This window comes from Nonomuraea sp. NPDC005730 (genome assembly GCF_040630865.1).
Lineage (GTDB): Bacteria > Actinomycetota > Actinomycetes > Streptosporangiales > Streptosporangiaceae > Nonomuraea.
On sequence record NZ_JBEXYK010000016.1, the window covers coordinates 1 to 23,471 of the forward strand.

Annotated in this window: 24 protein-coding genes and 1 pseudogene; 7 read left to right on the forward strand and 18 right to left on the reverse strand. The window is 74.4% G+C overall.

The window, feature by feature from the left end; translation table 11 throughout:
- A pseudogene (locus ABZ444_RS20475) lies at nucleotides 1–654 on the forward strand (phospholipid carrier-dependent glycosyltransferase); the annotation flags it as partial.
- 112 nt (nucleotides 655–766) lie between these two features.
- The gene (locus tag ABZ444_RS20480) at nucleotides 767–1,966 is read left to right on the forward strand and encodes a hypothetical protein (protein ID WP_357998970.1); all 1,200 of its coding nucleotides are present in this window, start codon (nucleotides 767–769) and stop codon (nucleotides 1,964–1,966) included.
- Here ABZ444_RS20480 and ABZ444_RS20485 read toward each other — a convergent pair.
- Nucleotides 1,953–2,351 (reverse strand): MerR family transcriptional regulator, encoded by a 399-nt coding sequence (locus ABZ444_RS20485; protein WP_357985352.1) that lies wholly within the window; start codon nucleotides 2,349–2,351, stop codon nucleotides 1,953–1,955. The genes ABZ444_RS20480 and ABZ444_RS20485 overlap by 14 nt on opposite strands.
- A gap of 91 nt (nucleotides 2,352–2,442) precedes the next feature.
- Between ABZ444_RS20485 and ABZ444_RS20490 the strand changes: the two genes are divergently transcribed.
- A complete protein-coding gene (locus tag ABZ444_RS20490) occupies nucleotides 2,443–3,384 on the forward strand; it encodes a DUF5996 family protein (protein ID WP_357998973.1) in 942 nt (313 codons plus the stop codon).
- Nucleotides 3,385–3,598: 214 nt separating this feature from the next.
- On the opposite strand, the gene ABZ444_RS20495 is transcribed toward ABZ444_RS20490, so the two are convergent.
- Together ABZ444_RS20495 and ABZ444_RS20500 are read right to left on the reverse strand one after the other, a co-directional pair.
- On the reverse strand, nucleotides 3,599–5,017 hold the full coding sequence (locus ABZ444_RS20495) for an MDR family MFS transporter (RefSeq protein WP_357998976.1): 1,419 nt from the start codon (nucleotides 5,015–5,017) through the stop codon (nucleotides 3,599–3,601).
- Complete coding sequence (locus ABZ444_RS20500; protein WP_357998979.1) at nucleotides 5,014–5,646, reverse strand: TetR/AcrR family transcriptional regulator; 633 nt, start codon at nucleotides 5,644–5,646, stop codon at nucleotides 5,014–5,016. Before ABZ444_RS20500 ends, ABZ444_RS20495 begins: the two co-directional genes overlap by 4 nt.
- A gap of 68 nt (nucleotides 5,647–5,714) precedes the next feature.
- On the opposite strand from ABZ444_RS20500, the gene ABZ444_RS20505 reads away from it, so the two are divergent.
- Nucleotides 5,715–6,500 carry an alpha/beta fold hydrolase gene (locus tag ABZ444_RS20505; protein ID WP_357998982.1) on the forward strand — a complete coding sequence of 262 codons (786 nt, stop codon included), beginning with the start codon at nucleotides 5,715–5,717 and terminating at the stop codon, nucleotides 6,498–6,500.
- Here ABZ444_RS20505 and ABZ444_RS20510 read toward each other — a convergent pair.
- The gene (locus ABZ444_RS20510; RefSeq protein ID WP_357998985.1) at nucleotides 6,409–7,416 is read right to left on the reverse strand and encodes a YafY family protein; all 1,008 of its coding nucleotides are present in this window, start codon (nucleotides 7,414–7,416) and stop codon (nucleotides 6,409–6,411) included. The genes ABZ444_RS20505 and ABZ444_RS20510 overlap by 92 nt on opposite strands.
- A gap of 87 nt (nucleotides 7,417–7,503) precedes the next feature.
- On the opposite strand from ABZ444_RS20510, the gene ABZ444_RS20515 reads away from it, so the two are divergent.
- Nucleotides 7,504–7,986 (forward strand): VOC family protein, encoded by a 483-nt coding sequence (locus ABZ444_RS20515; protein ID WP_357998988.1) that lies wholly within the window; start codon nucleotides 7,504–7,506, stop codon nucleotides 7,984–7,986.
- Here ABZ444_RS20515 and ABZ444_RS20520 read toward each other — a convergent pair.
- Both ABZ444_RS20520 and ABZ444_RS20525 read right to left on the reverse strand, forming a co-directional pair.
- Nucleotides 7,937–8,356, reverse strand: coding sequence for a DUF5360 family protein (locus ABZ444_RS20520; protein ID WP_357998991.1), 420 nt, complete (start codon nucleotides 8,354–8,356; stop codon nucleotides 7,937–7,939). The two genes, ABZ444_RS20515 and ABZ444_RS20520, sit on opposite strands and share 50 nt — an antisense overlap.
- Nucleotides 8,340–8,888: a TetR/AcrR family transcriptional regulator gene (locus ABZ444_RS20525; RefSeq protein WP_352326247.1), complete on the reverse strand. Its 549-nt coding sequence runs from the start codon at nucleotides 8,886–8,888 to the stop codon at nucleotides 8,340–8,342. The genes ABZ444_RS20520 and ABZ444_RS20525 overlap by 17 nt, the downstream gene beginning before the upstream one ends.
- Nucleotides 8,889–8,998: 110 nt before the next feature.
- On the opposite strand from ABZ444_RS20525, the gene ABZ444_RS20530 reads away from it, so the two are divergent.
- Nucleotides 8,999–9,790 (forward strand): maleylpyruvate isomerase family mycothiol-dependent enzyme, encoded by a 792-nt coding sequence (locus tag ABZ444_RS20530; RefSeq protein ID WP_357998995.1) that lies wholly within the window; start codon nucleotides 8,999–9,001, stop codon nucleotides 9,788–9,790.
- Nucleotides 9,791–9,804: 14 nt separating this feature from the next.
- Here the strand turns inward: ABZ444_RS20530 and ABZ444_RS20535 are convergent, their stop codons facing one another.
- Complete coding sequence (locus tag ABZ444_RS20535; protein ID WP_357998998.1) at nucleotides 9,805–10,227, reverse strand: pyridoxamine 5'-phosphate oxidase family protein; 423 nt, start codon at nucleotides 10,225–10,227, stop codon at nucleotides 9,805–9,807.
- Nucleotides 10,228–10,264: 37 nt separating this feature from the next.
- Nucleotides 10,265–10,648 (reverse strand): MerR family transcriptional regulator, encoded by a 384-nt coding sequence (locus ABZ444_RS20540; protein ID WP_357999001.1) that lies wholly within the window; start codon nucleotides 10,646–10,648, stop codon nucleotides 10,265–10,267.
- An 89-nt stretch (nucleotides 10,649–10,737) separates the two neighbouring features.
- On the opposite strand from ABZ444_RS20540, the gene ABZ444_RS20545 reads away from it, so the two are divergent.
- Nucleotides 10,738–11,382, forward strand: coding sequence for an SDR family NAD(P)-dependent oxidoreductase (locus tag ABZ444_RS20545; RefSeq protein ID WP_357999004.1), 645 nt, complete (start codon nucleotides 10,738–10,740; stop codon nucleotides 11,380–11,382).
- Between the two features lie 4 nt (nucleotides 11,383–11,386).
- On the opposite strand, the gene ABZ444_RS20550 is transcribed toward ABZ444_RS20545, so the two are convergent.
- Genes ABZ444_RS20550 through ABZ444_RS20595 form a run of 10 tightly spaced genes read right to left on the reverse strand, consistent with a single transcriptional unit; the run spans nucleotide 11,387 to nucleotide 23,371 of the window.
- A complete protein-coding gene (locus tag ABZ444_RS20550) occupies nucleotides 11,387–12,556 on the reverse strand; it encodes a hypothetical protein (RefSeq protein WP_357999007.1) in 1,170 nt (389 codons plus the stop codon).
- A gap of 24 nt (nucleotides 12,557–12,580) precedes the next feature.
- Nucleotides 12,581–13,009 (reverse strand): carboxymuconolactone decarboxylase family protein, encoded by a 429-nt coding sequence (locus ABZ444_RS20555; RefSeq protein ID WP_357999010.1) that lies wholly within the window; start codon nucleotides 13,007–13,009, stop codon nucleotides 12,581–12,583.
- Nucleotides 13,009–13,806, reverse strand: coding sequence for a class I SAM-dependent methyltransferase (locus ABZ444_RS20560; protein WP_357985397.1), 798 nt, complete (start codon nucleotides 13,804–13,806; stop codon nucleotides 13,009–13,011). The genes ABZ444_RS20555 and ABZ444_RS20560 overlap by 1 nt, the downstream gene beginning before the upstream one ends.
- Complete coding sequence (locus tag ABZ444_RS20565; protein ID WP_357999013.1) at nucleotides 13,803–15,464, reverse strand: fatty acid--CoA ligase family protein; 1,662 nt, start codon at nucleotides 15,462–15,464, stop codon at nucleotides 13,803–13,805. Before ABZ444_RS20565 ends, ABZ444_RS20560 begins: the two co-directional genes overlap by 4 nt.
- Nucleotides 15,465–17,207, reverse strand: a complete 1,743-nt coding sequence (locus tag ABZ444_RS20570) for a CoA transferase (RefSeq protein WP_357999016.1) — start codon at nucleotides 17,205–17,207, stop codon at nucleotides 15,465–15,467.
- Nucleotides 17,198–18,790: a class I adenylate-forming enzyme family protein gene (locus ABZ444_RS20575; protein ID WP_357999019.1), complete on the reverse strand. Its 1,593-nt coding sequence runs from the start codon at nucleotides 18,788–18,790 to the stop codon at nucleotides 17,198–17,200. The genes ABZ444_RS20570 and ABZ444_RS20575 overlap by 10 nt, the downstream gene beginning before the upstream one ends.
- Before the next feature lie 45 nt (nucleotides 18,791–18,835).
- The gene (locus ABZ444_RS20580) at nucleotides 18,836–20,113 is read right to left on the reverse strand and encodes an FAD-dependent oxidoreductase (RefSeq protein WP_357999022.1); all 1,278 of its coding nucleotides are present in this window, start codon (nucleotides 20,111–20,113) and stop codon (nucleotides 18,836–18,838) included.
- Nucleotides 20,110–21,036, reverse strand: a complete 927-nt coding sequence (locus tag ABZ444_RS20585) for a UbiA family prenyltransferase (RefSeq protein WP_357999025.1) — start codon at nucleotides 21,034–21,036, stop codon at nucleotides 20,110–20,112. Before ABZ444_RS20585 ends, ABZ444_RS20580 begins: the two co-directional genes overlap by 4 nt.
- Nucleotides 21,033–22,172 carry a DegT/DnrJ/EryC1/StrS family aminotransferase gene (locus tag ABZ444_RS20590; protein WP_357999028.1) on the reverse strand — a complete coding sequence of 380 codons (1,140 nt, stop codon included), beginning with the start codon at nucleotides 22,170–22,172 and terminating at the stop codon, nucleotides 21,033–21,035. Before ABZ444_RS20590 ends, ABZ444_RS20585 begins: the two co-directional genes overlap by 4 nt.
- Nucleotides 22,169–23,371 (reverse strand): DegT/DnrJ/EryC1/StrS family aminotransferase, encoded by a 1,203-nt coding sequence (locus ABZ444_RS20595; RefSeq protein WP_357999032.1) that lies wholly within the window; start codon nucleotides 23,369–23,371, stop codon nucleotides 22,169–22,171. Before ABZ444_RS20595 ends, ABZ444_RS20590 begins: the two co-directional genes overlap by 4 nt.
- Nucleotides 23,372–23,471 lie beyond the last annotated feature (100 nt).

A 23,471-nucleotide genomic window follows, 5' to 3' on the forward strand; every position in this document is an offset into this window, starting at 1 on the left:
CGCAACTGGGACCAGGCCACCTCCTCCGGCCCCTTCTTCTTCCTGTTCGACTCCATGCGCTCATGGATCCAGTACCAGTGGCAGGTCTTCACCTTCCACAACGGGCTGGAGACGTCCCATCCGTACATGTCGGAGCCGTGGCAGTGGCCGCTGCTGCTGCGTCCGGTGGCCTTCTTCTACGAGGGCAAGCAGAACGTGTGCGGGGTCAAGGACTGCTCGGAGGCGGTGCTCGGCGTGGGCACGCCGGTGATCTGGTTCGGCGCGCTGGCCGCGCTGGTGGCCCTGATCGCCTGGTACGTCTCCTCGCGCGACTGGCGGGCGGGGGCGGTGCTGCTGGCGTACGCGATGGGCTGGCTGCCCTGGTTCTACTTCGCCATCTCCGAGAACCGCACGATGTTCCTGTTCTACGCGATCCCCATGGTGCCGTTCATGATCCTGGCGCTGACGTTGTGCGCCGGGTTGCTCATCGGGCCCGCCACGCCGACGGAGAGCGGGGCCATGCCGATGCGCCGCACGCTGGGGGCCGCGGTGGTCGGCGCGTACGCGCTGCTGGCACTGATCAATTTCTGGTGGTTGCACCCGATTTTGTCCGCCGAGGTGATCCCGTACACCGAGTGGAAGGCCCGGATGCTGTTCGACAAACGATGGATCTGACCCGCTCACTGTAGGTAAACATCGGTTTCGTAGGGTAGTCGCTGTGCAAGACCCAATACGCACCGCATTCGGTCATCGTCATAGCTGGGTTCGATACGGCAAACTTCGAGGCATGAGTGCACCGGATGTCACCGCCCTTCTCGCCGAGTTGGAGCGATCTCAGCCGGACCTGGCCGAGGAGGCCAGGACCGCCGTCGAATGGTTGACGGGTGGGGAACCGCTGGAGACGGTGACCCAGCTCGACGTCTGCGAGTTCCTCTGGTACACGCTTCCGATCAAGGTTGGCCCGCTCCGGCCCGGAGGCGACCACGAACGCCTGTCCCGCTCGCTCGCACGGCTGCTGCAACTCGGCGGCATGGAACGTTACGCCGCCCTGTGCGTGTCCCCCACCACCGCGCAGATCCTGCGCACCTACGCCCAGGAGGGCGAGGACGCCGGCACCAGCGCCTACCAGAAGGCCCTGGAGGCCACGGGCGTGCTCCCGCCCGACGTGCCCGAGCTGCAGTGGAGCATGATCATGGGCCCGGAGGAGCTGGGCGCGCACGTGGCCTGCTCGGCGGCGCTCGAACTGGCGATCGTCGCCGGCGACGACATCGACCGCACCGCGCTCACCCGCCGCTGGCTCACCGAGCCCCGCGCCGAGCTGGGCGGCGACAGCTGGCTCAACCGCGTGCACGGCGAACGGCTCAACCGCTGGGTGCTCGGTCGCGGCCCGGCCAGGCGGGAGCTGGCGCAGCCGTTCGAGGTGCGCCTGCACGCGCCGGTCACGCCGCAGCCCCTGCCCGCCCTGCGCAAGTTGTTGTCCCTGGCCGCCTCCGAGGGCAGCCTGCCGCTCCGGCTGGCCCCCTCGCCCGCGGCGCTGCGGCTGCGCGAGCTGGCCGAGCGCGAGCTCGGCGCGATCAGCCGCGACGGCACCCGGCTGGCCATCACCGATTACGGCCGGCACCTGCTGGGCTCGCCGGAGGCCATGTGGGCGGCGGTCACCCGGCTGCTGCTGGCCAGGGGCGAGCACGAGTTCGAGGTCTCGGCCCGCGAGGCCACGCTCATGCTGCTGGCCGACGGCGTCCTGATGTCCCCCGCCGAGCTGCGCGAACGGGTGGCCGAGGTGGTGGGCGGCGAGGGCTGGCACCCGGCCACGAGCCTCGACGACGTCACCGCGCCGGTCGCCGACCTGGTCTCCCAGCTCACCGCGCTGGGCCTGGCCTACAGCGACGACCTGGTCGTCCGGATGGACCGGCCCGGCCAGTACGCGGCCCTGGCCGCGCTGCGCGCCCACGCCCTGCGCCCGCGCAAGTACGTCAGCTCTGGCTGACGGCCTTCACGGCGCGCTTGAACTCGGGGCACTCGACCAGCGGGTCGTGCTCGCACACGGCCGCGTGGCGCAGGCTGTCGCGCAGCCGGGTGAGCTGCCGCACCCGCTGGTCGACCTCGCGTTCCTTGGCGGCCATGCGCTCGCGCAACCGCGTGTCCGCCGGCCGGGCGCGCAGGAACTCGGCGATCTCCGACAGCGTGAACCCGGCGTCGCGGGCGCAGGTGATCAGCGCCAGCCGGTCAAGCGTCTCGGGCAGGTAGACGCGGCGCAGGCCATTGCGGCCCTCGGCCTCGATGAGCCCCTTGCGCTCGTAGAAGCGCAGCGCGGACGCGGCCAGCCCGGTACGCCTGGCCACCTCGCCAATGTCGATCAACGTGTCCCGCATGCCCCGGCTCCTCGACTTGAACCACCCTTCAAGCCGGATATTAGCGGAGACCCCCCGAAGAATGGTTACGCAGCGTAGTTACGATGGACACATGGAGCTCTTTCCGGCCATGCCACTCGAAGAGTGGGCCGACACCAAGGAGACCTTCCACCGCTTCGCGCAGATCGTCGGGAAAATCCGGCTGACGGTGAGTAACCGGCGTAACCATTGGTGGCAGGTGCCGTTCCATCTGACCGGGCGCGGCCTGACGACACGTCCCATGGGCGGTCTCGCCGAGCAGCCGCTGTTCTGCGTGGACTTCGACCTCGTCCGCCACCGCCTGGTGATCGACGTGCTGGACGGCCGCAGCGCGGAGTTCAGCATGATCGGGCTGTCGGTGGCCACCTTCCAGTCCCGGCTCTTCCAGACGCTGGCCGACCTGGGGATCCGGCCGGAGATCTGGGCGGTGCCGTACGACCTGGACGACGAGACGCCGTTCGCCGAGGACACCCGCCACGCGCACTACGACCCGATCCTGATCAACCGCTACTGGCGGATCCTGTCGCAGGTGGCGCAGCTGCTCGACCGGTTCGCCGCGGACTTCGGCGGCAAGGTCAGCCCGGTGCACCACTTCTGGCACACGTTCGACATCGCGGTCACCCTCTTCACCGGACGCCCGGCCGAGGTGCCGGAGGAGGCCGACCCGGTCACGCGCGAGGCGTACAGCCGGGAGGTGATCAGCGCGGGGTTCTGGTTCGGCGACAAGGAGCGGCCCTGGCCGGCGTTCTACTCCTACACCGCGCCGGAGCCGAAGGGGCTGGAGCTGGAGCCGCTGCTGCCCGAGCAGGCCGAGTGGCTGCCCGCGCGCGGCAGCCATCTGGCCGTGCTGCGCTACGACGACGTGCGGGCCATGGGCGATCCCGTGGCGGGCGTCCTGGAGTTCCTGCAGAGCGCCTACCAGGCCGGGGCCAAGCTGACCCACCTGGACGCCGAGGAGCTGGCCTGCCCCGGCGGCATCACCGACCCGTACTACGTGAAGAACCGCCCGGCGTGAACGACGCGAAAGCCCGCCCTCCGGAGAGGGCGGGCTTCCACGTGTGCGTGTACCGGTGTGCAGGTCGCCTCTCGGCGAAAGGCACAACGCGGCTCCAGCCGAACGGTAGTCCGCGAAGGCAATAGGTGAGGCCCGGGGACACTGGACACACCGGCCACGGTGTATGTAACGGGGGCTCCCCCAGGAACATTCCCCGCGTTTCCCCCGATTCCGCTCAGGCCCGGACGGCGGCCGGCTGCCGGGACGGAAGCCCGTTCTCGCGGACCAGCAGCAGGACGGCGAAGGCCAGCAGGCCCGCGACGCCGCCGGTCCAGGCGACGGTGGAGCCCACGGCCGCCGCACCGACCTGCGCGCCGATGAGCGACTGGGCGCAGGCCAGGCCGAAGGAGCCGCCCAGCTGCTTCGACAACGCCGACCCCGCCGTGGCCGTGCCCATGTCGGCGTGCGGGACGCTGCTCTGCGTGGCGATGGTGAGCCCGCCCATGGCCGGGCCCGTGCCGAGACCCACGAGCAGCAGCCAGACCCCGACCAGGTACGGCGAGGTGCGCGGGCCGAGCGCGGCGAAGGCGAGCGTGCCGGCGGTGACCAGCGCGGCCCCGGTCAGCAACACCGGCCTGGTACGGCCGGAACGCAGCACCAGGACGGCCGTCAGCCGGTTCCCCGCGATCATGCCCACCAGCATCGGGAGCAGCAGCAGGCCGGAGACCGTGGCCGAGTAGGCGCGTACGTGCTGCAGGTACAGCGGCAGCAGCACGCCCGCGGGCAGCCCCGCCACCTGGAAGAAGAACCCGCCCGCGAGCAGCGCCGCGTACGTGCGGCGGCGCATCAGCCGCGGCGGCAGCACCGGCGTGTCCGCCCGCCGCTCGACGGGGACGAGCGCGACCAGCAGCGCCACCCCGCCGAGCAGCGAGCCGAGCACGGCCGGATCGCTCCAGCCGCGGCCGGTGTTGCCCTTGAGGCTCAGGCCGACCAGCACCAGCGACAGGCCCGCGGTGAGCAGCGCGATCCCGGCCGCGTCCAGCCTGCCCGAGCTGCGCGGCGGACGCCGGTCGGGCAGGAGCAGCGCGATCAGCGTGGCCGCGAGCGCCCCGGCGGGCAGGTTGACCAGGAACGCCCAGCGCCAGCCCGCGTGGTCGGCGAGCAGGCCCCCGACCAGCGGCCCGCCGACCATGCCGACGATCATCATGGCGGCCAGCAGGGTCTGCATGCGGATCAGGCCCTCGGTCCGGTGCGGCGGATGGAGGTCGCGGATCAGGGCCATGCCCAGGGTGAGCAGCGCGCCCGCGCCGACCCCCTGGACGGCCCGGCTGACGATCAGGATTTCCATCGAGCCGGCGAGCCCGCAGGCCAGGGAGCCGGTCAGGAAGATCGCGATGCCGGAGAGGAGGAGGCGGCGGCGGCCGTACAGGTCGGAGAAGCGGCCGTAGATGGGGACGCTCACCGACGAGGTGAGCAGGTAGGCGGTGATCAGCCAGACGTACCAGGAGGTGGTGCCGCCGACCTGCGCGACGATGCGCGGGAGCGCGGTGCCGACGACGGTGCCGTCGAGCATGCCCAGGAAGGCGCAGCCGAGCAAGGCGAAGGTGACCGCCGTGCGGCGGCGGGGCGCGAGGTCCTCGTAGAGGTCGGTCAAGGGCGTTCGCCCGCCCCGAGCGCGCCGTTCAGGAACAGGTCCACCAGCTCTTCCGAGCCCAGCGGGGACGGGCCGCGGCCGGCCGCCATCACCATGAACTGGAACGCCTCGGCCAGGCGCTCGGGGGCCAGCCTGAGCCGGTCGCGCTCGGGCTCGAACAGCCCGGCCAGGGCCTCGCGGGAGGCCGCCATCGACTGCTCCCGTCCGGACACGGGCCGCCCGCCGCCCTCGGCGGCTCGGGCCTCGCCTCCGGGGGCGGGACGGTGCAGGCCGCCGGTGGCGGCGAGGGCGCCCGCGACCGCGCCCATCCTGGCCAGGTAGCCGCGCAGCGCCTCGGCGGCCTCCACCAGCCGGTCGCTCAGCGGCAGGTCGAGGGAGATCGCGGACACGTGGGCGAGGGTGTCGTCGGGGCGCAGCGCCTCGGCCATGCAGGCGGCGAGCAGCGCCTCCTTGTCGCCGAAGGCGCGGAAGATCGTGCCCTCGCCGATGCCGGCCGCGCGGGCGACCTGGGCGGTGGTCACGGAGGTGCCGTACTCCACCACCAGGGGGAGGGCGGCCTTCACGATCATCTCGCGGCGTCGTTCCGGGCTCATCGCCGGCGCTCTCCGCCGGCTCGTCTCGTTCGTCATGCTTCAACAGTACGGAGTGAGTACTCACTCCGTCAAGGCATGGACGTCGCCGTGGCACCATCGAAGGCGTGCCTTTCGCCATGACGACGGGCGGCGTCAAGCTGTCCTACCAGGTCCGCGGCAGCGGCCCCGCGCTCGTGCTGCTCCAGGGCCAGGCCAACGACCACCGCTGGTGGGACCCGGTCCGCGACGACTTCGACCGCGCCCACCGCACGATCACCTTCGACTACCGCGGCACCGGCGACAGCGACAAGCCCGACGAGCCCTGCACCACCCGCGGGTTCGCCGAAGACGTGCTGGCCGTGCTCGACGAGCTGGGCGTCGCCCGCGCCGACGTCTACGGCACGTCGATGGGCGGGCGGGTGGCCCAGTGGCTGGCCGCCGACCATCCCGGCCGGGTGGGGGCGCTCGTGCTCGGCTGCACCTCACCCGGCGGCGTCCACGGCCTCGAACGCGGCGCCGACGTGCGCAGGGCGCTCGCGCAACCCGACCGGGCCGCCGCCGGGCGGGCGCTGCTGGAGCTGATGTACACGCCGGGCTGGCTGGCCACGCATCCGGGGCCGTACCGGACGGTGGGCGATCCGGGCATGCCCGCCCACGCCCGCCGCCGCCACCTGGCCGCCAGCGCCGGGCACGACGCCTGGGCCGTGCTGCCCGGCATCACCGCGCCGACGCTGGTCGTGCACGGCACCGACGACGTGTTCAACCCGGCCGCCAACGCCCCGCTGCTGGCCGGGCGGGTCCCGGGGGCGGAGCTGCGGCTCATCGAGGGGGCGCGGCACGCCTACTTCGAGGAGTTCCGGGAGGTGGCGAGCCCGCTGGTGCTGGAGTTCCTGGCGCGCTCGCGCGGGTGAGGCGGGCGGCCAGCCTCTGCAGGTGGGCGACGAGCTCGGGCGGCTCGTGCGCCTCGAACTCGCAGCCGAGCGTGATCAGCCGGAAGGCCAGCCAGTCCAGGGTGTCGGCGGAGGCGCTCAGGAGGCAGGTGTTCGCGTCCAGCGGGGTGACCTCGCCGGGGATCACGCGGGCCACGGCCTCGGCGGGCGCGTGCAGGGTCACGACCGCCTCGTACGTGGGCGCGCCCGAGTAGAGCTTGGCGGCGACGTACGCGGCGGGGTCCGCCGGCTCGGTCGTGGTGATCCGGGCGCCCGTGGCCCGTACGTCGTCGATGCGGTCGACGCGGAAGAGCCGCCGGTCGTCCCGGTCGTGGTCGTGGGCCAGCAGGTACCAGCGCCGCCCGGCGGCCACCAGCCGGTACGGGTCCACCAGCCGGGCACTCCGCGCGCCGTCGGCCGCCAGGTACCGGAACCGCACTTGTTCACGGTTGGCGACGGCCATGGCCAGCGTCGTGAGCCGGCCAGGATCGACGTCGAAGCCCTCGGCGCCGGGCAGCGGGACGGTCGCGGCGCCGAGCGAGGCCACCCGGTGGCGCAGCCGGGACGGCAGCACCTGCTCCAGCTTGGCCAGCGCGCGCACCGACGCCTCCTCGATGCCCTGCACGGGATGCCGGGCCGCGGTGACCAGGCCCACGGCGATGGCGACGGCCTCCTCGTCGTCCAGCAGCAGCGGCGGCATGGCCGCGCCCGCGACCAGCCGGTAGCCGCCGTCCGCGCCCATGGTGGCCACCACCGGGTAGCCGAGGTCGCGCAGCCGCTCGACGTCGCGCCGGACCGTGCGGCGGCTGACCCCGAGCCGCTCGGCCAGCTCGCCGCCCGGCCATTCGCGCGGGGTCTGGAGCAGGGACAGCAGGCTCAGCAACCGCAAGGACGTCATGCGTCCAAGAATGCCGTCCATGTAGGACCGGAGTTGACCTACTTGCCTCCTAACGTCGTCTCGACGCACCGATCGAGGAGGCACATCATGACCGTCAACCCCATCCCCGAGGGCTACACCAGCGTGACGCCGTGGATCATCTCGCGGGACACGGCCGGGCTGATCGACTGGCTCAAGGCCGCCTTCGACGCCGTCGAGCTGGGCCGGATGACCGGCCCGGACGGCGAGGTCCAGCACGCCGAGGTGCGGATCGGGAACGCCGTGGTGATGCTGTTCGACGCCCGGCCCGAATGGCCCTCGACACCCGGTCTGCTCCGCCTGTACGTGCCCGACGCCGAGGCCGTCCACCGCCGCGCTGTCGAGGCGGGCGGCACGTCCGTCACCGACGTCACGCACCTGTTCTTCGGCGATCTCGTCGGCCGGGTGCGCGACCCTTGGGGCAACCTGTGGTGGATCCAGACCCACGTCGAGGACGTCTCCGCCGAGGAGGTGGAGCGCCGCCTGGCCGACCCCGGGTTCGTCAAGGCGATGGAATACGTCCAGGGCGCGGACTTCTTCCCCGGGCGGTGAGCGCGGCGATCGCCGGCAGCGGGAAGAGCAGCAGGTAGAGGTTGGGGATCCACCAGGCGGGCGAGAAGTCGCCGCGCAGCGTCCAGAACGCGATCGCCATCAGCCCCGAGGCCGCCGTCAGCACCAGCGAGACCAGCATCAGCGGCTCGCCCGCGGGCGAGCGGCGGCGCAGCAGCCACAGGCTGGTCAGGCCGGTGGCGCTGGCCAGGAGGTCGATCCAGAGGAACGACCAGTTCCAGTCGGCCATCAGCGGATCGGCATAGTCGGCGAAGGCCCACTCGGGCGGGATCAGGCCCAGACCGGTGACCGTGAAGTAGGCCACGAAGCCGAGATCCGTCAGCACCATCAACGCCTTAGTCGCGCGCAGCACGGTCGATGGCCTCCATCAGGTAGCGGCGAGTGGGTTCGTGCAGGCCGGGGCCGGGCTCGCCGAGGCCGAGCAGGCGGGCGGCCCACCAGCCGTCCACCGCCAGCCGGACGGCCGTCGCGGCGGCCGGGTCGATGCCGTCGTCGGCCAGCCGGGCCTGCCAGGCCGCGAACCGCTCGCGCAGCGGCTCCAGCCCGGCCGGGTCGACCAGCACGCCCGCCAGGAGCGCGACGGTGACCCGGTCGGCCGGGACGGAGGCGGTGTGCCGCTCGGGGATCGTGGCCCGCACGTACGCCCGCAGGAAGTCGCCCGGCCGGCCGCCGGCCGCCGCCAGCGCCTGGTCGAAGGCGTCGGTCAGCCGCGCGACCATGGCGGCGACCAGGGCCTGCTTGGTCGGGAAGTGGTAGAACAGGCCGCCCTTGGAGACGCCCGCCCGCCGGGCGACCGCCTCCAGCGTCAGCGACTCCGCGCCTTCCGTCAGCAGCACGTCGGCGGCGGCGTCGAGCAGCCGGTCCTTGGAACTGGGTCGTGGCATGCCCGTTACTGTACCGGCTGACCGGTACAGTTTCGAGCTGTTCCGTCCCGCGCATAACTTCATCCGACCCCGAAATCCGACATCCGCACCCGGCCGATCGGAGCGAGCTCATGGATCATGTCGCGCACTTCCACCGGGAGGTGCGGGCGTTCGAGGCGGCCGCGCGGCGGGCGACCGCGGCGGGCGGCGCGCCCCTCGTGCCGTCCTGTCCCGGGTGGTCGGTCGCCGACCTGGTCATCCACCTGGGCGCGGTGCACCGGCACGTGCACGCGGTCATCGACGACCGTCTTCCCGGGCTGCCCGACCCGGCCGACGTCACCGTCCTCGGCCTGCCGGCGGACTTCGGCGACTGGCCCCACCCCGACCGCGCGCCCAACACCGGGCCGGTGCCCCCGGCCGTGCTCGACTGGTTCGCCGAGGGCGCCGCGCGTCTCGGAACGTGCTTCTCCGCCGCCTCCCCCGACGACCCCGCCTGGACGTGGTCCGCGGCGCAGACCGTCGGGTTCTGGCAGCGCATGCAGGCCATCGAGGCGGCCGTCCACCGCTGGGACGCCGAGAACGCGCTCGGCACGGCCGCCCCGATCGACGCCGCGTTCGCCGCCGACGCCGTCACCCAGGTCTTCGAGGTGATGGCCCCCGCCCGCCGCTCCTGGACGCAGGCCCCGCCCGGCGCGGGCGAGCGCTACCTGTTCCGCCAGAGCGACGGGCCAGGGATGTGGGCGGTGTGCTTCGACGGCGACGACGTCCGGCTCACCGGCGACTCAAAGGGCCCGGTCGAAGTCGCCGGAACAGCCTCCGACCTGCTGCTGCACCTGTGGCACCGGCTGCCCGCCGACCGGCTCGACGTACGCGGCGACCGGGCCCTGCTCGACCGCTACTTCACGCTCGTCCCACCCGTGTGAGCCTGCTCTCGGCCTCACGCCTCCCCGCCGAGGCGCTCGACCACCACCCCACCCGGATGCAGCGGCAGGCGGCGCCCGGACATGCGGTGCAACGGCAGCCGGACGAGCACCGGATCGGCCAGCTCCGGCCAGGGCGCGCCGGTCAGCCGTTCCAGCCGCCCGGCCTCCTCCCGATCCCGGACGACCTCCGCGACGCCGGTCACCAGCACGCTCCAGCCGGTGCGCATGGCCGGCTCCATGTCGTCGATCTCGAACGCCATCGGCACACGGTGCTCGATCGCCTCCAGGATGCGGCCGGGCGGGATCCGGAACACGACGGTGTCGGCGTCGAGCGTGAAGTTCACCGGCAGCACGATGATCGTGCCGCCCGGCCGCGCCCACGCCACCCGGCCCACGGGGACCGTGGACAGCAGCGTCAGGCACTCCTCGCGACTCATCGTCCGGATGCCACCCAGATCCATGCCGTCCATCCTCTCACCTGGGCGGACGCTCCCCTTCGGCAGGCTCGCGGGCGGTGGCGAGCATGGAGTCGAGCGCCTTCCGCGAGGCCGCCAGGCGGCTGATCTCGCCGCTGATGCGGGCGCGCTCGCGGTTGAGGTTGTCCATCATCTCGGGGCAGGAGGAGGGCACCATGTCGGCGCCGTCGTCATGGACGCAGTGCAGCACCCTGGTGATGACCGACGTGGGCAGGCCGGCGTCGAGCAGCGCGCGGATGTGGCGCACCTCCGCGACGTCGGTCTCGGCGTACTCGCGGTAGCCGTTCGGCAGGCGCAGCGGTTTGAGCAGGCCCTGGTCCTCGTAGTAGCGCAGCAGCCTGCGGCTCACTCCGGTCTGCCGGGCGAGATCGCCGATTCGCATGGAACCTCCGGGTTGACCTTCACATGGATGTGACCCTTTATCGTGCCCATTGTCGCCAATGCAGATGGGAGATGAAGGTGTCCGGAGCAGTGATCATCGCAGCGGGGCCGGGGATCGGGCAGGCGGTGGCGCGCCGGTTCGCCGCCGAGGGGCTGCCGGTCGGCCTGATCGCGCGCAGCACGCGGACCGTGGAGTCGGCGGCGGCGGCGTCCCTCGCCGCGTACGGGGTGCCGGTCGCCACGGCGGTCGCCGACAGCACCGACGAGGACGCGTTGCGCGCCGCGCTCGACAAGACGGCCGCCGAGCTGGGCCCGCCCGACGTCGTGGTCTACAACGCCGCGATCGTCCAGGCCGACCGGCCCGGGGAGCTGCCGGCGCGGGCCCAGCTCGACGCGTACGCGGTCAACGTCGTCGGGGCGCTCACCGCCGCCGCCCACGTGGCGCCGGGGATGGCCGGGCGCGGCGGCGGCACGTTCATCGTCACGGGCGGCATGCCGTACCCCAAGCCGGACTACGTGAGCCTGTCACTGGGCAAGGCCGGCGTCCGGACCCTGGTGACGCTGCTCGACCAGGAGTACGGCGCGGACGGCGTGCACGTGGCCAGCGTCACGGTGGCCGGCGTGGTCGCCCCCGGCACCGCCTTCGAGCCCGACGACATCGCCGAGCACTACTGGCGCCTGCACACCCAGCCCCGCGACCAGTGGGAACACGAGGCCCAGCACCTCGGCACCTGACCCCTCACCAGGCGGCGACCGGTGACTCGCCCTCACCCGAGCGCTCACCCGCGTCGATCCGCACCGACGTGGTGGACCCGTCGGCGAGGTCGACCCGGTGCGCCCGCCATCCGTACGTGTACAGCAGATGCCCGCCAGTCCCGTCGATGCTGAAGTCGAGGCCCAGCGAGGCTCCCTGGGGCAGGTTCAGCCGAGCCACCACCTGCGGCCGCCCGCCCGCGACCGGCACCCGCTCGACGTTGTGGCCGGTGGAGTAGAGCAGGGCGTCCCCCTTGGGGGTGAAGGCCACCGACTCGGGGATCCACACCGCCCTGTCCGGCCTGACCGGCCGCGACGCGCTCATCAGATCGGAGCCGGCGTTCCCCAGGTCGAGCACGCTGAGGCCCCCTCGGCCGGTCACCGTGGCCACCCGCCGCCCGTCGGGGGCCCAGGCCAGGCCCATGACGGCGGTGCTCTCCCGGGTGACCCAGTCCCGCCGCCGCCCGGTGGCCAGATCGAGGACCGCCACCTTGGTCCCGCCGCCGACGAGCGTGACGGTGTAGGCGAGCCTGGCGGCGTCCTGGCTGAGTGCCATCGCGGTCGCCTGGTCGGGCTCGGGTTCCGGGTCGGGCACCAGCTCCGGCTCGCCGGGCCGTCCCTTCTCGTCGAGACGGATGCGGAAGAGCAGGAGGGGCGTGCCCGGCCCCGTCCATCCGGCCAGCACGAACGTGCGGTTGTCTGGGGCGGCGGCGACGAGGTGCCAGGAGGAGCGCACCCCGGGCGGCAGCGGCACGGCCGCCACGAGGGCGCCCGTCACGGCGTCGTTCACGGCGGGCGGCACCGGAGTGGCGTCCGCCGCCTTGGACGAGTCCGCGAAGGAGAAGATCGGCGTCCGGGCGGTGACGAAGAAGCGCGGCGGGCCGGTCGCCGTCAGAGGCTTGCCCGTCGCCATGGGCTCGGCCAGGGAGGTCGCCGGAACCAACGGCGGCGGCCGGAAGTACGACGGCGAAGGAGTGCCGCCCGGCATCGCCGGGGAGTCCGTGGCGACGTGGGGCATGGCCGGCGCCAGGCTGGACGACGGCGGCGCGGACGGGTCGTTCATCAGGGACACCCGCTGGGTCGCCGGGTCGGCGCAACCGCCGGTCAGCGTGAGCACGATCAGGCCCGCTAAGGCCACCTCCGTACGGGAACGCATGCCTCGATCGTGCCACAACCACCGCTACCCGGCGGGCGGACCGGCGGCGATCGCCACCCGGTTCCAGACGTTGATGGCGGCGATCGTCCACAGCAGGTGGGCCAGGCCGGTCTCGTCGAAGTGCTCGCGGGCCGCGTCGAACACCTCCTCCGGCACCCCGGCCTCGGCGATCCTGGTCATCGACTCGGTGAGCGCCAGCGCCGCGCGTTCGGGCCCGGTGAACAGGGTGCTGTCGCGCCAGAGTGCGAGGGTGCGCAGGCGTTCCTCGTCCTCGCCCGCCTCCAGGGCGGCGCGGGTGTGCATGCCGAGGCAGACCGCGCAGCCGTTGAGCTGCGAGGCCCGCACCCGGACGAGCTCGGCGAGCGCGGGATCGAGCTCCCGGCTCGCGGCGGCGTCGAAGCGGGCCATCGCGGAGTGCACGCCGGGCGCGGCGCCGTGCAGGTCGATGCGCATCACGCCACCTCCAGGGGACGGCGACCCTGCACGGAGTAGGTCACGCACGAGGTGGCGCGGAAGTCCGGATGGGCCAGCAGCGCGCGCACGCCGGCGAGCTGCCGGTCGGTCAGGCCCTCCTCGGCGAACCGGTCGCGCAGGTGCCTGGTGTGGTGGGCGACCAGCCGCGCCCCCGGCGAGCGCGCGTCCCACAACTCCACCCGGGGTCTGGGGTCGACGCCGGTCAGCCCGGCCCGCCGCATCGCCGCCGCCGCGTGACGTCCCCAGGCCACGTCCACCCCGGCGCGCGTCATCACGCGGATCTTGGCCCGCATGAACGTCTCGTAGAGCTCGGCCGAAGCCGGGTCGGGCATCAGCAGCCCGGGGCCGTAGGTGATGTCGAACTCGTCGAGCTGCAGCACACCGCCCGGCCGCAGCGCCCGGACGAGCCGGTCCAGCACGGCCAGCCGCTCCGGCAGGAGCAGCAGCACCAGCCGCGCGTGCACCACGTCGAACGCGGCCTCCGGCAGCGGGTCGCGGACGATGTCGTGCCTGACCACCTCCAGCCGGGGGGCCACGGGCTCGAAGGCGGGTTCGATGTCGGTGGCCAGCACGCTCCCGGCCGATCCGACGCGGCGGGCCAGCCACTCCGCCACGCTGCCGCCGCCCGCGCCCACCTCCAGGCACCGCATGCCGGGCCCGACACCCGCCTCGGCCAGGCGTTCGATGGTCATCGGGTCGTAGGCCAGCTCCAGGCAGCGGTGCTGCTCGGCGACGTGGTCGCGGCGCTCGCCGAACACGTAGGCGGCCCGGCTCATCGGCCGCTCCTCATCGGGCTGCGCGGGACGGGCACCGCCGACCGCGCGGCCAGCCGGGTGAGGGTGGCGGCGCAGACCTTGCCGGTCGGGCCGAGCGGCAGTTCGGGCAGCCAGAGGAACCGTTCGGGGAGTTTGCGCCGGTCCAGGCCGCGTTCCTCGCGCAGGTAGACGATCAGCTCGGCCGGGGACGGCGGTCTGGCGCCGGGCCGCGGCGACACGCAGGCGCACATGCGCTCCCCCAGGTCGTCGTCCGGCACCGGGACGCAGAAGGCGTCGGCGACGTCGGGATGGGCGCTGAGCTCGCGTTCCACCTCGGCCGGGGAGATGCTGAGGCCGCCGCGCATCACGACGCGCTTGATCCGGTCGAGGACCCACAGCGTGCCGTCGGGGTCGAGGCGGCCCAGGTCGCCGGTGCGGACCCAGCCGCCGGGGGCGCGGTAGCGGTCGTCCAGGTCGGGGGCGGCGACGTAGCACAAGGGGGTCATCGGGCCGAGGGCCCAGATCTCGCCCGGCTCGCCCGGCGGCACCGGCTCGCCCTCGGCGTCCCGGATCGTGATCTCGGCGACGGCCGGGTCCGGGGTTCCGGCCAGGCCGGGGGCCCACCGGTCCGGGGTGCGGCCGGTGTGGCAGTTGACGCCGTCGGTGGAGCCGTACACGTTGACGAGCGGCACGCCGAAGCGGCGGGCGCACGCCTGCCTGGCCTCGCCGTGCAGGGGCTGGGCGCTGCTGACGACGCGGCGCAGCGACGACAGGTCGGCCTCGGCCGCCGAATCGGCCATGCGGCGCAACATCGTCGGGACGCCGTACAGGTGGGTGGGGCGGTGCCGCTCGACGGCGCGCAACGCCTCGGCGGCGTCGAAGCGGGCGCGCAGGATCAGCGTGCCGCCGTGCCGGGCCAGCAGGACGGAGGTGCCGCAGGAGCCGTACGAGGAGGCCAGCGAGACCAGCAGCAGGTTACGCGTGGGCCCGTCCTCGCCCAACACGGCCCGCAGGTAGGCGCCCCGGCCGCCGGCCATGGCGTTGTGGGAGTAGGCGACCATCTTCGGCTCGGACTCGGTGCCGGAGGAGAGCAGGATCCGGGCGGGCCACTCGGCGGCCGGGCACGCGGGCCGCCACCCGCGGACGTCCCGCTCGGCCACCTCGTCGAGCGAACGGGTGCCCGGCATGGGCGGGCCGAACGTCCACGTCTGCTCCAGGTACGGCAGCCCGGCCCGCAGCCCCAGGGCCAGTTCGGGCACGGTGATGAGCGCGGCCGCCCGGGACCGGTTCAGCAGGCCCGCGATGTCGCGCCGCCCCCGCGTGTGCGGGATGGGCAGGGCCACCGCGCCGACGGCGGCCACCGCCAGCTCGGCCACCACCGCGTCGCGCCCGTTGGGCAGCAGGACGGCGACGATGTCGGCCGGTCCCCGTCCGGCGGCGGCCAGCGCTGCGGCGGCCCGGCGCACGCGGGCGTCCAGCGTGGCGAAGTCGTGCGAGCCGGTCTCGTCGGCGACCGCCTCGCGCTCCGGCGTGCGCCGCACGTGCCGGCTGAACAGGCTGTACAGGTCCAGGTCGGGGCACAGGCCGCGGGCGGTCCATGCCGCGCGCACGCCTGCGGGCACGCGGTCGGCCAGGACGATCCCGTTGGCCGACGTCCAGGGCAGGGGGTCGGTACGCATTCAGAGGGCCTCCTCGTGGTGGGGGGCTGGCACGAACGTCCAGGGGGCACGGCTGTAGGCGGCTTGCGGGGTACGGTCGAGCACCCGGTCGAAGGCGGGGTCGTCGGCCATGGCGGCCAGATCCGTCACGGGGGCGGCCTCCCGGCTCGCCGGTGCCGTCCCCGGTGGGGTGGCGCGCAGCAGGCGGGCCGCGTCCATGAGCGCCGTCCCGGCACGTACGCCGGCGCCGCTGCGGGCGCGGGCCACCAGGGCCGCGACGACGGCTTCGGCGCTGATCAGCGCGCCCAGCACGTCGGTGAGCGTCATCAGGGACGGCGCGGGCTGCTCGCCGGGTCCGGCCAGCCGCGCCGCCACCCCGCTGTAGGCCTGCACCAGGTAGTCGGTGCCCATGGGCTGAGGCGGGGGCAGCGCCTCGGCCCATCCCCCGGCCTGCGCGTACACCAGGGACGGCCGGACGGGCGCGAGGTCGTCGTGGTCCAGCCCGTACGAGCAGGCCCGGCCGGGCGGCCAGTTGTGCAGGAACACGTGGGCGCAGGCGATCAGGCGCAGGGCGGCCCGGCGTCCGGCGCCGGACTTGAGGTCGGCTTCGAGAGCGCGCTTGCCCCGGTTGAGCGCGAGGAACCGGGCCGAGGTCGGCCCCGCCATCGGCGGCACGCCGCGCAGCGGGTCCCCGCCGGGCGGCTCCAGCCGTATGACGTCCGCGCCGAGCAGGCCGAGCACGTGCCCGGCCAGCGGCCCCTGCACCCGGTTGGTGGACTCCACGACGAGCAGCCCGGCCAGCGGGCTCAGGGCGTCCCGGGCGAGCGGCGGCAGGTCGGCCGGCTCCCTGGCGGGGGCCTCGGTCAGCGCGCGCAGCCGCCACGGCGAGGCGGGCGGGGGCGCCAGCGGCGCGTCCGCGTCCCGTACGGGGAGCACGCTGACACCGGCGTCCGCGGCGGCCGCCACGACGTCCCGGTAACCGGCGACGGCGGCCGTCCTGCCCAGCCCGGCCGGCAGCGTGCAGGTCGCCGTCGCGAACCGCTGCTGGAACGGCGGCCAGCCCGCCGCCGCGGCCCTCGGCTCGGCGCCGAGCAGGTCCCAGAACCGCCGCCAGCACTCCGCGTCGAACGTCTCGATCTCGAACCGCACGCCGTCCGCCGACCGGAACGGCGGCACCCGCCCCTCTTCCCGGGACGGCATGCCTCCCGCGGAGAGTGACGGGTCGGAGCGTTCACCGGTGGCGACCGCGATGTACTGGGTGAGCGCGAGCAGCGCCGCCTGCGCGACGGACGTGCGCGCCGCCAGCGCTGGCCCGCCCCGCAGCAGCGCGAGCAGGACCGCCGTGAGCGCCTGGGCGGTGAGCACCCCCGCGCACACCGACGCGTAGTCCAGGCGCAGCGCCCTCGGCCCGCCGGTGGCCCGCCCGTGCACGTGGGCGATCCCGCAGGCCGCCTGCACGTCGCGCTCGTCCGCCATCGGCACCCCGACCGGCCCCGACCAGCCGATCCCGCACTCCGGCAGCGCCTCCCCCGGCCTGCCGAACGGCGCGGACGCGACCCCCAGCCACCCGGCGGGCGCCCCGTCCGGCGGCGGCACGCCGTCGAACCGGACCTCGCAGCCCAGCGCGCACAACCGCTGGACGGCCACCCGCAGCGCGACCGACTCGCCGCGCGCCCGCACCACCACGCCCGCCAGCGGCCAGGCGACCACCTCCCGTTCGGCGACGGACCGGCCGGCGGCCCGCGATCCCGGCGTCACGTCCACCGTCCGGTGCCGTACGTGTCCGGGGTCTCGCCCAGCAGCTCGCGCAGCGCCGTTCTGCGGACCTTGCCCGTGCCGGTGCGGGGGACCTGGTCCCAGGTGATCACCACGGGGTCGGCCAGTTCGGGCAGGTCCGCGACGGCCCGCCGCCACGCGTCGCGGTCGAGGCCGCCGTCCTCGGTGACCACGACCGGTACGGAAGGCCGTCCGGGAACGCCCAGGATCACGCACTCCAGCACGCCGGGCAGCCGGTCGTCGATCACGTCCTCCAGCTCCACGCAGCTCGCGCCCGGGATCGTGTCGGTCTCCCGGTCCACGAACCGCACCCGGCCGGTACGGCTGAGCGTCCCGACGTCCCCGGTGTGCCACCACCCTCCGAGCCGTTTGCCCAGCCACCGTTCCTGTTCGCCGACGTACCCGAGGCACAGGGCCTTGGTGCGGCAGACCACGAGCCCGCTCGCGCCGCGCGGCAGCGGACGCAACGTCTCACGGTCCACCACCCGCAGCCGGGTCCGCATGGGCACCGGACGCCCGAGGTCGCGCGTGGTCGGGTGCCGGACGTCGCCGTCCGCCATGGACCGGCGGGTGAGCAGGCGGAAGGTCAGCGGCCCGGTCTCGCTCTGCCCCCAGCCCTGCATCCACACCGGCCGCCGGCGCCGGGTGGCGTTCAGGAAGGCGCGCACGGTGGGCGGGTGCACGGCGTCGAACGTGCTGATGTACAGGCGCACCCGCGCGAACGGGCCGGCCTCGCCGAGCGTGCGCCGCTGCCACCGCACGTACGTGGCCGGCAGCGCCTCCAGCGTCGTGGGCCGGTGCCGGGCCAGGAACGGGCCGGCCTCCTCCCAGCCGGGTGCGGAGACGGCCAGCACCTTGGCCGGGCCGAGCCACAACACGCTCGCGGTCCAGGCCAGGGCCCGCCCGTGGGCGAAGGAGATGGCGCTCGCCACGACGTCGTCGGGACGGCTGCCCAGCACCGGCCACCGGTGGGCCTCGAACCCGGCCAGGCGGCGCAGCAGCGTACGGGTGGAGTGCACGACGAGTTTGGGCACCCCGGTCGTCCCCGAGGTGTGCATGACGGCCAGCGGGTCGTCCGGCGCGGGCCGGTGCACCGGCGGCACGGCCCAGCCGCGCACGTCGTCCAGCGACAGCAGCCCCTCGGCCGTGCCGTCGACGACCAGGGTGCGCGGCACCTGGAAGGCCAGGCCGGGCCGGACGGCGAGGGCGGAGTCGGTGACGAGGAGCGCCGGCTCCAGCCGTTTGAGCAGGATCTCCAGCACGTCGGGCGGCAGGTCGGCGGACAGTGTGGCGGGCACCGCCCCGATGCGCGCGGCGGCGCAGGACAGCAGCACGTAGTCCCAGTGGTTGCGCTTGACGACGGCGACCCGGTCACCGCGGCGCGCGCCGGCGGCGGCCAGCCAGCCGGCCGCCTCCCTGACCAGTTCGGCCAGGTCCGGCAGGTCGAGGTCGGTGCCGAGGTGGGGGGCGATGTCCAGGGGGCGGCTCACGTGCACGCCGGTCCTGCGGCCGCGTTCGGCGAGGTCGTCGAAAAGGGTGCCCAACTCCATGGGCCGGGTGAAGAAGGCCATCTGCTTCTCTCCATGCGCGTACGTCATTGACAGGCGGGCGGGCGGCTACGACAGGCGGGCGAGCACCCGCGCGGCGGCCTGTTCCCCCGCCACGACCGCGCCTTCGCTGCACGGCCGCAGGGCGACCCAGTCGCCCGCGTAGTCGACCGCCGCCCCGGGACGCCCCTCGAACGCCGCCCGCAGCGCCAGCGCCCGCGGCGTCGCCTCCGGCAGCCCGTGCGGGAACCGGTGCACGTGGAAGCGGGCCACCCGGCCGGCCAGGCCGGGCACGAACCGCTCGGCGCGCCCGACGAGCTGGTCGGCGACCTTCTCGTCGCTCTCCCCCATGAGCGCGGCCGTGCCCTGCGGCGAGGTGATGAGCGAGATGAGCCCGGTACCGGCGGGGGCTCGGCCCGGGTGCTTGTGGTGGTCGACGGTGATCACGTTGAGCACGGGGTCCTCGGCCGCGGGCACGAGCGTGGCGAACCCGCGCCAGCCGGGCGTCGCCGGCCGGGAGAGGACGAGGCTGAGCCGCAGCATGGGCGCGTACGTGCACGCCTCCAGGTACGCCCGCTCCTCCGGCGGGGCGCCGGGGTGCAGCCGGGCCGCCACGGGCGCGGGCACGGCCAGGACCGCAGCCCGCGCGCTCACACTCCCCCGCGGCGACTCCAGCCGCACCCCTCCCGGGCACGGGACCACCCCTGTCACTTCGTGCCCGGTGACCACGTCGAGCCCGGCGGCGAGCACCCTGGCCAGGGTGTCCATGCCGTCTCGGTAGGTGTGCCAGGTGTTCGTGCTCCCGGTGCTGGTCAGGTGCTCGGCGAACACCGCGGCGGACGAACGCCCGGCGTCCCAGCCGAAGAACCCGGCGACCAGCGGCTCGACCAGAAACGCGCGCAGGTCGGGATGGTACTTCCCGACCAGGTCGGCGACGGTGGCCTCCGGGCCTGGACGGCTGCGGGCCAGCCGGAGGCGGAGGCGTACCAGGTCGAACCGGGCGCGCGGCGGCAGGCCCGCGCCGGTGAGCAGCCCGAGCGGGCGGCCGACGTGCGGATGGACCCGCCCGTCGCGCCACACGCCGACGGCGTCGGGCACCCTCGGCACGGCCGCCGCGTCGAGGCCGACCGCCCCGATCAGCCGCCAGGTGGCCGGGTAGCCGTCCGCGGAGGGCAACATCTCGGCGCCGGTGTCGATCAGGCAGCCCCGCGCCCGCAGGGTGCGCATCCGCCCGCCCACCGCCTCGGCCGCCTCCAGGACGCGGACCGCGAGCCCGGCCCGGTCCAGCGCGTACGCGGCCGCCAGGCCCGCCGGCCCGGCCCCCACCACCGCGACGTCCACGTTCATGCCAGGACCAGGTTGGCCAGGATCAGCACGCCGACGGTGACGCGGTGGGTGCGGATCGCCACCCGCCGGGCCCGCAGCACGTCTGCCCGTACGAACCCGATCACGAGCTGGGCGACGCGGAGGGAGACCAGCGGCACGAGCACGCCCAGGAACCACCAGGGCGCGACCCCGGCGGCCACGGCCCACGCGACGACCAGGCTCTCGGCCGCGCTCACCGCGGTGACGAAGGCGGCGTTGACCCGCGGGGACGTCCGCGCCGCGACGGTGAACCGCCCGGCCTCCCGGTCACCGCGCGCGTCGTTGGTGTTGGAGTACAGACCGAAGATCATCGGCCCGAGCCCGAAGAGCACCGCCTGCACCGCCACGAACCCGCTCGCCTGCCCGGTCAGCAGCCCGTACGGCACCAGCACCCACCCCACGCCGAGCCCGACGAGGAACAGCTCCTGGAACCCCCGGTAGCTGAGCTTGAGCCCCCACGAGTACTGCACGGCCGCGACCACGCACGCCGCCGCCGTCACGACCACCCACGCGGGCCGGTGGGGGGCGGCGGCCACCACCGCGGCCCAGAGCACGGCGCTGATCGCGGTGGCCGTCCAGGCGAAGCGCAGCGCCTGCCGTTCGGTGAGCGTGCCGGCGACCAGCGGTTTGCGGGCCAGTCTGCGCCGGGCGGCGTCGGAGGAGTAGTTGGCGGCGTCGCTGCCGTCGCGGTGGCCGGTGATGTCGTCGAACCCGACCATCGCGGCCACCACGGCCGCCTCGGCGACGAGCACGGACAGGAGCAGGCCGACCGCGTACGGCTGCCAGCGCCCGGCCGGCGGCAGCAGCGACCACACCAGCGGCAGGCCCAGGTAGTAGTCGTAGATGTCGAGCTTGGCCAGCCGCGCGTAGGGGCCGAGGCCGCGGGTGACCACCTGGTCGGTCATGGGTTCTCCTGCGGGGAGCCGTGGGCGAACGCGCAGACCGCGTCGGCGATCCGTTCGACCTCGGCGTCGGCGAGCCGCGGGTGCAGCGGCAGCGACAGGTTGCGCCGGGCGGCCGACTCGGCCACCGGCCAGGACGAGCCGGGCGGCGCGAAGGAGGCGAAGGCCGGCTGGGCGGGCAGCGTGCGCGGGTAGTAGACGTGGCTGGCGATGTCGCGGGCGGCCAGGTGGGCCGCCAGCGCGTCCCGGTGCTCGGTGAGCACGGTGTAGACGTAGGGGAACCGGCCGTCCCCTCCGACGGGCGGTGCCACGATCCCGCGTTCCGCGAGGGGCTCGAAACGCCGGGAGTAGTAGGAGGCGATCTCGGCCCGGCGCGACAGTCGGTCGTCGAGGCCGGCCAGCCGGTGGAGCTGGAAGGCCGCCATCACCTCGTCGAAGCGGCTGTTGTGGCCGACGCGGTGGTGGTGGAAGCGCCGGGCGCCGTCCTGGCCGTGGTTGCGCAGCACCCGTACGCGCGCCGCCAGGGCCGGGTCGTCGGTGATCACCACACCGCCCTCCCCCGGCATGCCGAACGTCTTGACCTGCACGAACGAGTAGACACCCGCGTCGCCCCACCGACCGGCGGGCCGCCCGCCCAGCGTGCCGCCCTGGGCCAGAGCGGAGTCCTCGACCAGCCGCAGGCCGTGCCGGTCGGCCAGCTCGCGGAAGCGCGGCATGTCGGCCATCACGGAGAACATGTGGGCGGGCATCACCGCCTTGGTCCGCGCGGTGACCAGCGACTCGGCGGCGGCGGGGTCGGCGGTGAGCCGCACGGGGTCGACGTCGGCGAAGACCGGCCGCGCCCCGGCGCCGGCGACGGTGGCGGCCAGCGGGGCGCAACCGAAGGCGGGCACCACGACCTCGTCGCCGGGGCCCACGCCCATGGCGGCCAGCACCAGGGTGAGCGCGGACGTGCCGCTGGAGCAGGCCACGACGTCGGCCGCGCCGAGCCGGTGGCGCAGCTCGCGTTCGAACCGGGCGGTGTGCTCGCCCAGGATGAACTTCTGGGCCTCGCCGGTGCCGACGGCGTAGACCGTGCGCAGCAGCGTCGCCCGGTCGGCCTCGAACAGGTCGGCGGCGAAGAACGGCACCCGGCTCATGCGCGCCGCCCTCGGTAGAAGCCCTCGATCTCGTCGCACACCCGGTCGGCCGCGGCGTCGGACAGATCGGGGTAGAGCGGCAGGGCGAGCGCCCGCTCGCAGGCCGCCTCCGCCCTCGGGAAGTCGCCCCGGACGTGGCCGAGGTGGGCGAAGCAGGGCTGGAGGTGCAGCGGGACCGGGTAGTAGACCTCGGTGCCGATGCCCGCCGCGGCCAGGTGCGCCGCCAGTGCGTCGCGGGACTCGACCTCGACGAGGTAGACGTAGCAGACCCGGTTGCCGCCCGGGTGCGGCGGCGCCGCGCCCGGCACAGCCAGCACGCCGGGCACGTCGCGCAGCCGCGCGTCGTAGCGGGTGGCCAGCTCGGACCTGCGGGCGATGTCGGCGTCGAGCCGGGCGAGCTTGGCCAGCAGGACGGCGGCCTGGAGGTCGTCCATCTTGCTGTTGCAGCCGGGCAGGATCGTGGGGTTGGCGATGCCGGGGAAGTGGTCGAGGGTGCGGCCGCCGCGGCCGTGGTGGCGCAGCGCCCGCGCGGTCTCGGCGATGCCGTCGTCGTCGGTGAGCAGCGCTCCGGCGTCGCCGATGGCCCCGAGGGTCTTGGACGGGAAGAACGACAACACGCCGCCCGCGCCGACGAGCCCGGCGTGGGTGCCGTCGAGGCGCATGCCGATGGCCTCGGCGCTGTCCTCCAGCACGGTCAGGTCGCGCCGCCGGGCGACCTCGCACACGCCCCGCAGGTCGGCCAGGCGGTCGAACAGGTGCGCCGGCATGACCATCGTGGTGCGCGGCCCGGCCACGGAGTCGACGGAGGCCGGGTCGATGCCGTGGCCGTGCTCCTCGATGTCGGCGAAGACCGGCACGCCGCCGGCCAGCACGACGGAGCTGGCCGTCGCGATGAAGCTGTAGGCGGGCACCACGACCTGGTCGCCGGGTCGCAGGCCGGCCGCGCGCAGCAGCAGCACCAGCGCGTCGGTGCCGGAGTTGACGCCGACGACGTGCGCGGCGCCGGTCCACAGGGCGAGCCGGCGTTCGAGCTCGGCGACCTTCGCGCCGTGGGAGAACTTGCCGCGGTCCAGCACGTCGACGCACCCGGCGCGGATCTCCTTCCACAGCCGGTCGAACGTCGCCGCCTGGGAGAAGAAGGGGATGGGAGCGGCGGCGCGGGGCGGCGATCCTCCGGGCGGAGAGAGTGTTTTCTCCAAGGTTCCCGTCCTGGTGCGATGGTGGCGGCGGGGCCGCCCGGGGATGCGGCCCGGACGGCCCCTTCTTCGGGCGGAGCCGCCCGGGGACAAAGCCCCCGGA

Bases quoted from the DNA above. Each gene is read 5' to 3' on its own strand.
- ABZ444_RS20480 (WP_357998970.1), top strand. From the start codon at position 767: ATGAGTGCACCGGATGTCACCGCCCTTCTCGCCGAGTTGGAGCGATCT.
- ABZ444_RS20485 (WP_357985352.1), bottom strand. From the start codon at position 2,351: ATGCGGGACACGTTGATCGACATTGGCGAGGTGGCCAGGCGTACCGGG.
- ABZ444_RS20490 (WP_357998973.1), top strand. From the start codon at position 2,443: ATGGAGCTCTTTCCGGCCATGCCACTCGAAGAGTGGGCCGACACCAAG.
- ABZ444_RS20500 (WP_357998979.1), bottom strand. From the start codon at position 5,646: ATGACGAACGAGACGAGCCGGCGGAGAGCGCCGGCGATGAGCCCGGAA.
- ABZ444_RS20510 (WP_357998985.1), bottom strand. From the start codon at position 7,416: ATGACGTCCTTGCGGTTGCTGAGCCTGCTGTCCCTGCTCCAGACCCCG.
- ABZ444_RS20515 (WP_357998988.1), top strand. From the start codon at position 7,504: ATGACCGTCAACCCCATCCCCGAGGGCTACACCAGCGTGACGCCGTGG.
- ABZ444_RS20525 (WP_352326247.1), bottom strand. From the start codon at position 8,888: ATGCCACGACCCAGTTCCAAGGACCGGCTGCTCGACGCCGCCGCCGAC.
- ABZ444_RS20530 (WP_357998995.1), top strand. From the start codon at position 8,999: ATGGATCATGTCGCGCACTTCCACCGGGAGGTGCGGGCGTTCGAGGCG.
- ABZ444_RS20535 (WP_357998998.1), bottom strand. From the start codon at position 10,227: ATGAGTCGCGAGGAGTGCCTGACGCTGCTGTCCACGGTCCCCGTGGGC.
- ABZ444_RS20540 (WP_357999001.1), bottom strand. From the start codon at position 10,648: ATGCGAATCGGCGATCTCGCCCGGCAGACCGGAGTGAGCCGCAGGCTG.
- ABZ444_RS20550 (WP_357999007.1), bottom strand. From the start codon at position 12,556: ATGCGTTCCCGTACGGAGGTGGCCTTAGCGGGCCTGATCGTGCTCACG.
- ABZ444_RS20555 (WP_357999010.1), bottom strand. From the start codon at position 13,009: ATGCGCATCGACCTGCACGGCGCCGCGCCCGGCGTGCACTCCGCGATG.
- ABZ444_RS20560 (WP_357985397.1), bottom strand. From the start codon at position 13,806: ATGAGCCGGGCCGCCTACGTGTTCGGCGAGCGCCGCGACCACGTCGCC.
- ABZ444_RS20565 (WP_357999013.1), bottom strand. From the start codon at position 15,464: ATGCGTACCGACCCCCTGCCCTGGACGTCGGCCAACGGGATCGTCCTG.
- ABZ444_RS20575 (WP_357999019.1), bottom strand. From the start codon at position 18,790: ATGGCCTTCTTCACCCGGCCCATGGAGTTGGGCACCCTTTTCGACGAC.
- ABZ444_RS20580 (WP_357999022.1), bottom strand. From the start codon at position 20,113: ATGAACGTGGACGTCGCGGTGGTGGGGGCCGGGCCGGCGGGCCTGGCG.
- ABZ444_RS20585 (WP_357999025.1), bottom strand. From the start codon at position 21,036: ATGACCGACCAGGTGGTCACCCGCGGCCTCGGCCCCTACGCGCGGCTG.
- ABZ444_RS20590 (WP_357999028.1), bottom strand. From the start codon at position 22,172: ATGAGCCGGGTGCCGTTCTTCGCCGCCGACCTGTTCGAGGCCGACCGG.